This is a genomic window from Nocardia farcinica, assembly GCF_029867845.1.
Lineage (GTDB): Bacteria > Actinomycetota > Actinomycetes > Mycobacteriales > Mycobacteriaceae > Nocardia > Nocardia farcinica_A.
Window position 1 is genome coordinate 1 of record NZ_JARWRU010000656.1, and the last position, 7,914, is coordinate 7,914.

The 7,914-nt window shown below is 74.2% G+C and carries 8 protein-coding genes; 2 read left to right on the plus strand and 6 right to left on the minus strand.

Annotation, left to right across the window (positions count from 1 at the left end; genetic code table 11):
- The 5 genes from QH283_RS14480 to QH283_RS14500 all read right to left on the minus strand — a co-directional run.
- Positions 1-768: LLM class flavin-dependent oxidoreductase (locus tag QH283_RS14480; protein WP_280503521.1), on the minus strand; the 768-nt coding region annotated here is incomplete at its 3' end.
- The gene (locus tag QH283_RS14485; protein ID WP_280503522.1) at positions 761-2,428 is read right to left on the minus strand and encodes an ABC transporter ATP-binding protein; all 1,668 of its coding nucleotides are present in this window, start codon (positions 2,426-2,428) and stop codon (positions 761-763) included. The genes QH283_RS14480 and QH283_RS14485, both read right to left, overlap by 8 nt.
- The gene (locus QH283_RS14490) at positions 2,425-3,183 is read right to left on the minus strand and encodes an ABC transporter permease (RefSeq protein ID WP_432420729.1); all 759 of its coding nucleotides are present in this window, start codon (positions 3,181-3,183) and stop codon (positions 2,425-2,427) included. The genes QH283_RS14485 and QH283_RS14490 overlap by 4 nt, the downstream gene beginning before the upstream one ends.
- Before the next feature lie 130 nt (positions 3,184-3,313).
- Complete coding sequence (locus tag QH283_RS14495) at positions 3,314-4,348, minus strand: ABC transporter permease (RefSeq protein WP_280503523.1); 1,035 nt, start codon at positions 4,346-4,348, stop codon at positions 3,314-3,316.
- 2 nt (positions 4,349-4,350) lie between these two features.
- Positions 4,351-6,000 (minus strand): ABC transporter substrate-binding protein, encoded by a 1,650-nt coding sequence (locus tag QH283_RS14500; RefSeq protein ID WP_324247327.1) that lies wholly within the window; start codon positions 5,998-6,000, stop codon positions 4,351-4,353.
- 255 nt (positions 6,001-6,255) lie between these two features.
- On the opposite strand from QH283_RS14500, the gene QH283_RS14505 reads away from it, so the two are divergent.
- Together QH283_RS14505 and QH283_RS14510 are read left to right on the plus strand one after the other, a co-directional pair.
- Positions 6,256-6,510, plus strand: coding sequence for a hypothetical protein (locus tag QH283_RS14505; RefSeq protein WP_280503524.1), 255 nt, complete (start codon positions 6,256-6,258; stop codon positions 6,508-6,510).
- A 42-nt stretch (positions 6,511-6,552) separates the two neighbouring features.
- Positions 6,553-7,041 (plus strand): hypothetical protein, encoded by a 489-nt coding sequence (locus tag QH283_RS14510; protein ID WP_280503525.1) that lies wholly within the window; start codon positions 6,553-6,555, stop codon positions 7,039-7,041.
- Here QH283_RS14510 and QH283_RS14515 read toward each other — a convergent pair.
- On the minus strand, positions 7,025-7,914 hold an 890-nt coding region (locus QH283_RS14515; RefSeq protein WP_280503526.1), incomplete at its 5' end, for a glycosyltransferase. The two genes, QH283_RS14510 and QH283_RS14515, sit on opposite strands and share 17 nt — an antisense overlap.

Consider the following 7,914-nt stretch of genomic DNA (forward strand, 5'->3'; position numbering starts at 1 on the left):
GGTCCCGGCGGCGCCGGGACCAGGCGCGGCGACGCGGATCAGGTCGGCGCGGCGCGCGGCCACCGCGTCGGCGGGGCCGCCGTCGGCACGGAGCGTCACGATCGACTGGCCCTGCGGGGGGCGCGGGGTGATCGACGGGCCCTTGCCCGAGAAGTGTTCGCCCGTGAAGTCGATGTAGTGCAGCTTGTCGCGGTCGATGAACCGGCCGGTGGTCACGTCGCGGATCTCCGCGTCGTCCTCCCAGGAGTCCCACAGCCGGGTGACGACCTCGATCGCCTCCTCGGCCTCCGCCCACAGGCTCGCCGCGTCCTGGGGGCCCTTGCGGCCGAACGCCTTCGCCTGCGCCGCGCCCTCGGACACCGCGACCTCCCAGCCCGCCCGGCCCGACGTGGCGAAGTCCAGCGCCTGGATCGCCTTGGACACGTGGAAGGGCTCGGTGTGGGTGGTGGTGACCTGCGGGATCAGCCCGATCCGGTGGGTGAGTGCGGCCGCGCGCGCCAGCACCGCGACCGCGTCCAGCCGCCCGCGCACCGCGCCCGGCCCGCCGGAGCCCGCGTCGAAGGAATCGGGCACGAGCACCGCGTCCAGCCCGGCGCGCTCGGCCGAGGTGATCGCGTCCAGCCAGTAGGCGCCGCCGAACAGCTCCTCGGCCCGGGAGTCGGCGCGCCGCCACGCCGCGGGATGCACGCCCGCGCCGGACAATTCGATCGCGCGGAAGAACGCGCGCCCGGTCCCGGCTCGACCGGGGTTCGGCGTCGGATCAGCCATCGGAGGGTCCTTTCCGGGTCGGTACCGGTGTGCTCGGGGTGGCCGGCCTGCCTGCTGTCGCGGCGACCTGCGGGCTCGGGATGGCGGCCAGCAGTTCGGCGGTGTACTCGTGGCGCGGCGCGTCGAAGATCTCGGCGGTCGGCCCGGTCTCGACGATGCGGCCGTGGCGCATCACCGCCACCCGGTCGCTGATGCGCCGCACCACGGCCAGGTCGTGGGAGATGAACAGGTAACTCAGCGACAGCTCGGCCTGCAGCCGGTCGAGCAGGTCGAGGATCTGCGCCTGCACCGAGGCGTCCAGCGCCGACACCGGCTCGTCGAGCACCAGCAGTTCCGGGTGCAGGGCCAGCGCGCGGGCGATGGCCACGCGCTGGCGCTGACCGCCGGACAGCTCGGCGGCGGTGCGCGAGGCGTAGTGCCGGGGCAGCGCGACCTGGTCGAGCAGTTCCAGCACCCGCGCCCGGCGTCCGGCGCGATCGCCCACCCGGAAGGCGCGCAGCGGCTCGGCGACGATCGTGGCCAGCGAGTGCCTGGGGTCGAGCGAGGAGTACGGATTCTGGTACACCACCTGGAACCGGCGGCGCAGCGCGCGCAGCCGTTCGCCACGCAGCGCGGTGATGTCGGCCCCGTCGAAGCGCACCGTGCCCTGGTCGGCGGCGGTGAGCCGCAGCGCGATCCGCGCGGTGGTCGACTTGCCCGAACCGGATTCGCCGACCAGCGCCAGGGTTTCGCCGCGGCCGAGCTCGAAGCCGACGCCGTCCACGGCGGTGACCGTGCCCGCGGGCGTGCGGTAACGCTTGCTCACCCCGCGCAGGGTCAACAGCGGCTGCCCGGTGACCGCGCGCGACGGGCGCGGCGGGCCGGGCCGCAGGCTCGGCGAGGACGACAGCAGCCGCGCGGTGTACGGGTGCGACGGCGCGGCGATCAGATCGGCCGGTCGGCCCGCCTCCACGATCTCGCCGCCGTCGAGCACCAGCAGCCGGTCGGCCCGTTCGGCGGCCATGGCCAGGTCGTGGGTGATCAGCAGCACCGCGGTCCCGCGGGCGGCGATGCGTTCGGCCAGCCGGTCCAGCACCTGCCTGGCCACGGTGGCGTCCAGCGCGCTCGTCGGCTCGTCGGCCACGATCAGCTGCGGCCCGCAGGCCAGGGCGGCGGCGATGAGCACCCGCTGCCGCTGGCCGCCGGACAGCTCGTGCGGGTACCGCCGTTCCCACCGCCGGGAGCGGTCGAGGCCGACCTCGTCGAGCAGCTCCAGCGTGCGCTCGCGCGCGCCGCGCCCATCGGCGAGCCCGTGCACCAGCAGCGATTCGGCGATCTGGTCGCCGATGCGGCGCACCGGGTTGAGCGAGAGCCCGGGGTCCTGCGGCACGAACCCGATGCGCGCGCCCCGCACCCCGCGCAGCACCCGCTCGGGGGCGTTGTCCAGGCGCGTGCCGTCGAAGGTGATCGAGCCGGCGCCGATCCGCGCCGCCGAGGGCAGCAGGCCGATCACGGCGTGGGCGAGCGTGGACTTGCCCGAGCCGGATTCGCCGACCAGGGCCACCACCTCGCCCGGCCCGACCCGCAGCGAGGCGTCGCGCAGCGCGGGGACGGGACCGGAGCCGGTCGTGTAGTCGACGCGCAGTCCGTCGATCGCGAGCAGTGCCTGCTGGGCGTTCACGCGCGTGCCCTCCGGTCCGCGGCCCGGCCGAGGTGCTGGGCCGCGAGCACGACGGTCACGATCACCAGGCCGGGCAGCGTGGTCATCCACCACGCCGAGGCCAGGTAGTTGCGGCCCTCGGAGATCAGCGAACCCCACTCCGGCGTCGGCGGTTTCGCGCCGTAGCCGAGGAAGCTCAGCGCCGAGACCGCCAGCACCGCCATGCCGAACTCCACCGCGGCCAGCGCCAGCACCGGCCGGTAGGAGTTGGGCAGCACGTGCCTGGCCAGCACCGTGTACCAGCGCACTCCGCTCGCGTGCGCGGCCTCCACGTAGTCCGCGCCGCGCACCCGCAGCACCTCCGAGCGCATCACCCGCGCGAAGTTGGCGATCAGCGAGACACCGACGGCGACGGCCACATTGGTCGTGCCGAAGCCGAGCGCGGTCACCAGCGCCAGCGACAGCAGCAGCGAGGGCACCGAGAGCAGCACATCCACCACGCGCATGGCGACCGTGTCGACCAGTCCGCCGACCGCGCCCGCCAGCAGGCCGAGCAGCCCGCCCGCGATCAGCGCGATGAGCACCGCCGAGACGGTCGCGGTCAGCGAGAGACCGGCGCCGTGCACCATACGGGTGTAGAGGTCGCGCCCGAGATTGTCGGTGCCGAACCAGTGCTGCGGGCTCGGGCCCTGCAACTTCTCCGCGGGCACCCCGGTCAGCGGGTCGCCGGAGGCGAACACCGAGGGGAACAGCGCCCAGCCGAGCACCAGCAACATGATCGTCGCGGCCACCACCGTGGCGGCGTCGGCGCGCAGCCGGGCCCGGCTCGGCCGGACACCGGCGAGCCTGCCCGCCGCGCCCGAGGCGGCGGTGAGCAGGCCGCTCGCCGAGATGGTCCCGATCCTGCTATCGGACACCGGTGAGCACCTCCTCGCGCCGCGTCGCCACCGTGCCGTCCTCGCCGGGCGCGGCGGTCTTCCGCGCGCCGCGACCGCCGAGGCCGCTCGCCGCCGCGGTCCGGGGATCGAGCAGCGGATAGATCAGATCGACCAGCAGGTTCACCGTCACGAACACCAGCGCGGTGGCCAGCACGATGCCCTGCACCACCGGAATGTCCTGCGCCAGCACCGAGACCTGGGTCAGCCGGCCGACGCCCTCGCGGGCGAACACCGTCTCCACCACCACCGAGCCCGCGAGCAGATTGCCCACCAGCACGCCGCCGATGGTCAGCGCGGGCAGTGCGGCGGGCCTGGCCACGTGCCTGCGCAGCACCCACCAGCGGGAGGCGCCCTTGGCCAGCGCGACCGCCGTGAACGGCTGCCGCCAGGTCGATTCCAGCCCGGCCGAGAGCACCTGCGCGATCACCGCGCCGATCGGCAACGCGAGGGTGATCGCGGGCAGGATCGTGCCGCGCAGCCCCTCGCCGCCGAAGGCGGGCGCGAGCCGCAGCTGGAAGCTGAACAGCTGCAACAGGATCAGCCCGGTCCAGAAGGTCGGCACCGAGACGCCCACCGGCGGCAGCGCCGCCAGCAGCCCGCGCAGCCACGGCCTGCGGGTGTGATCGGCGGCGAAGGCCAGCGCGACACCGCCCGCCACCGCCAGCAGCAGTGCCAGCCCGGCCAGTTCCAGCGTCGCGGGCAGCGCCGAGCCGATCGCCTCGGTCACCGGGCGGCCGGAGGCGATGGACAGACCGAAATCGCCTCGCACGGCGTTGCCCAGCGCGCTCAGGTACTGCTCCCACACCGGCCGGTCCAGGCCGTAGCGGGCGCGCAGCTCGTCGAGGGCGGCCGCGTCCACCGGGGTGCCCGCCCCTGCGGCGGAATCGGCGGCGATGGCGACCGGGTCGGCGGGCAGCAGGTAGAGCACCGCGAACGACAGCGTGAACGCCGCCCACAGCACCCAGATCGCCTGCAGCACGCGCGAGAACAGGTATCGCGCCATGATCAGCGTCCGCTCAGCCAGGTGTCGTGGAAGATCAGGCGGGCGGAGGCGTCGAATTCCACCTCCCGCGCGTTCGGACCGGCGCCGATCGCCTGCGAGAGCTCGATGGTCGGAATCCACAGGCCCGCGTCGAGCACCTGCTCCTGGGCGGTGCCGATCAGCTCGGCGCGGGCGGCGGTGTCGGCGGTGCGCAGCTGCTCGTCGAGCACCTCGTCCAGCGCCGGGATCGGCTCGGGGCGGGCGTTGAGGTTGCGCCCGGCCAGGCCGAAGGTGGTGCGCAGGATGTCGCCGTCGGCGCGGGTGCTGTTGTAGTAGACGGTGTCGAAGTCCTTGGCGTTCTGCCTGGCCGTGACCTCCGGCGTCGAACCGGGCTCCAGCCGCAGTTCCACACCGACCGCGCGCAGCTGTTGCTGGGCCAGCTCCAGGATGGCCTGGTTGCCCGCGAAGACGGCGCTGAAGGTCACGCCGAACGACAGCCGCTCGCCGTCCTTGACCCGGATGCCGTCCGCACCTTCCCGCCAGCCTGCCGCGTCCAGGGCCGCGGCGGTGGCGTCCGGGTCGTAGCGCAGCCGGTCGGACAGATCCCGGTGACCGGGGGTGGCCACCGCCAGCACGCTCGTCGCGGGCCGGAACTCCGGGCCGAGCACGGTGTCGATCAGTTCCTGGCGGTCGATGGCGGTCAGCAGCGCCCGGCGCACCCGCGGGTCGCGCAACGGCCCCCGGGTCACGTTGGGCTGGAAGCCGAAGGTGACGCCGGGATTGCCGGTGGTCACCAGCCGTCCGCCCGCCGCCTCGATCTGCGGCAGGTCCTGGGGTAGCGCGTCGCTGACCACGTCGAGCTGGCCGGAGGCGATGCTGCCGCTGCGCACACCGGATTCGGGCACCACGGTGAAGTCGATGCCGTCGAGGTAGGCCTCGCCGCGATGGGCGAACACATCCGAACCCCACTGGTAGCCGCTCCGTTTCACCAGCGACACCGACTGGTCCTGCCGCCAGCTCGCGTAGGTGAACGGGCCGCTGCCGATGGTGTCGCCCTGGCAGCGCTCCTCGGCGGACTTCGCCGTGGTCGCCTCGGCCAGGATGCCGAGCTGGGTGGTGGAGGAGGCCTGGAGGAACTGGGCGTTGGGCGCGCCGAAGGTGACGCGCGCGGTGAGCGGGCCGACCACCGTGGTGCCCTGGTAGCCGACCAGATAGCTGCTCGCCAGTGGGGCCTTCGCCGCGCCGAGGCCGATGATCGAGTCGAAGCTCGCGCGCACCGAGTCCGCGGTGAGCGGGGTGCCGTCGCTGAATGTCACGCCCTCCTGGAGGTGGAAGGTGAACTCCCTGGCGTCGGGGGAGACCTCCCAGCTGCGCGCCAGCCACGGCCGGATCTCTCCGGTGTCCGGGTCCTGGTCGGTGAGCGAGTCGACGATCTGCCTGGTGACGTAGAGCGTCTGGTTGGTGCCCGACTGCGCCGGGTCCGAGCAGGTCGGCGCCTGCGACAGCCCGTAGCGCAGGATGCCACCCGGCCGCGGCGGGCCCGCGTCCTCGCCCGGCGCGCTCACCTGGCCGCCACACCCCGCCACGGTGGTGGCCGTGGCGAGCGCTGCGGCGAGCGCGAGGATGCGGTGGGGGGAACGGGTCACAGCGGCACTCCGGGCATGTCGTGTCATGGATGGTGGGCCGCAACAGGATGCGAGCCGGGCCACCGGGCGGACAAGGTTAGGAATCACCGTGAGCCGAGCCCTACCCGCGGCGGAACGGCCGGGCGATCATGGTTCGGCACCGACCCGACGCTGTGCGTCTCGAGGAAGATCGTCTCGAGGAAGATCACCGACACGCCGTAAGTTCGCCACACTGACGATCTGCTGTTCCCGGCGTTAGCTGGAGTAGTGTGACCGCACTCGTCATCGTCGTGGAGGTCACCGGTGAAATCGTCGCGTCGCCCGTTCCGTTCCCGCCCGGCCACGTCCCGTCTCGCGCTGCTCGGCGCACTGGCCGTCGGCTCGGCCGCCCTGTTCGGCGGCGCGCCCGCCGCCGCCGAACCCGCGCATCCGCCGGCGCCCACCGCCGTCGCGGACAACCCGCTGCTGCGTGGCGCGGCCGAACCCGGTGACCTGCTCGGCGCCTACCAGGACGCGGTGGCGGTCCTGCGCGGTCTCGGCGTCTACCCGTCCCTGTAACCCACCGCCGCCGCCTTCTGCGGCGACGGGCCGCTCGGTCTCGTGCCCGCCGCCGCGGGAGCCGTGCCGGGACCGTGGCCGCAGACCATTCCGCTGGAGCTGCCCGGCGTCGACCTGCGGGCGGTCGAGTCGGGGGAGACGCTGTTCGCCTTCGTCCCCTACGGCATCGACTCCGCCGGTATCGACTCCGCCGGTGCGGCCTCCGCAGGCGCCGAGTACACCGCCGACACCACCGGCATGCAGGTGCTGTGGCTGAACATCAGCACCGGGCGCGGCGGCTCGGCGGCGATGGGCTCGGTCACCGACGTCATCGCGGGCATGATCCCGCCGGAGCTGACCGGCCCCGCCCGCACTATCGCGGAATCGGCGCTGACCACGGTGTTCGGCGCCGTGGTGCCGATGGGCGGCATCAGGGCGGTGCCGGTCGAGACCGGCGAGGGCACCGTGCTGGCCGCGGTCTTCGGCACTGTCGGCAACGGCGAGCGCTCCTGCTTCTTCCTGCCGACGGTCGGCATCACGAACGTGTCGTGACCGCCGCCCTGCCCTTCCAACGCACCGCCCCGCGCCGTCGCGCGCGATGCGAGCGGATCACCAGCAGCTGGTAGGCGGCCACCGAGACCGGGTGCGCCAGCGCCGAGCCCACATCGGCCGCGCGCGGGGCCGTCCCGGTCTCCAGCCGCCGCGCCGCCAGCCTGCTCACCACCGCCGCGGCGTACCCGGCCGCCCCGGTCCAGCGCAACGGCCCCCGCCCGCACAGCGCCGCCACGGGCGGCAGCAGGTAGGCCAGCCCCGCCGCGAGCCCGATCGCGGCCGCCGCCGCGCCGGAACCGCCGTAGGCCGACCACAGCCAGCGGGTGTAGCCCTCGTCGAGTTCGGCCGTGCCGCGGTACATCCTGGTGCTCGCCAGTCCGCCCGCCGCCACCACCCTGGTCGGCCATCCGGCCCGGCGCAGCGCCCGCGCGATGTCCATGTCCTCGATCGGACTGCCCGCCACCGCCGCGTGTCCGCCGATCGCGCGATAGGCCGGGGTGTCGAACGCGAGGAACTGCCCGCAGGAGACCACCGTGCTCTCCCGCCTGCTGCGATTGCCGAGGCGCACCGGCAGTGTCGACGCCCACGACCAGCACAGCAGCGGTTGCATCAGCGCCTCGGCGGGCGAGCAGGCCCGCTGCCACGGCCACGGCGCCACCAGACCCGCTCCGCTGCGCCGCAATTCGGCCACCGCCGCCGCGACGGCCTGCGGTGCCAGCCGCACGTCGGCGTCGAGGAAGATCACCACCGGCGGTCTGCCCGGCTCGCCGGGGCAGCTGTCCCCGGCCGCGCCCGCGGTCTCGGCGGTGGGCGGCAGGTCGGTCACGCCCGCCCGCACGGCCAGACGCGCGCAGGCGGCGGCCTTGCCGGTCC

Excerpts from the sequence above, each read along its gene's own strand:
- QH283_RS14490 (WP_432420729.1), bottom strand. The coding sequence starts at position 3,183 with ATGTTGCTGGTGCTCGGCTGGGCGCTGTTCCCCTCGGTGTTCGCCTCC.
- QH283_RS14495 (WP_280503523.1), bottom strand. The coding sequence starts at position 4,348 with ATGGCGCGATACCTGTTCTCGCGCGTGCTGCAGGCGATCTGGGTGCTG.
- QH283_RS14500 (WP_324247327.1), bottom strand. The coding sequence starts at position 6,000 with ATGACACGACATGCCCGGAGTGCCGCTGTGACCCGTTCCCCCCACCGC.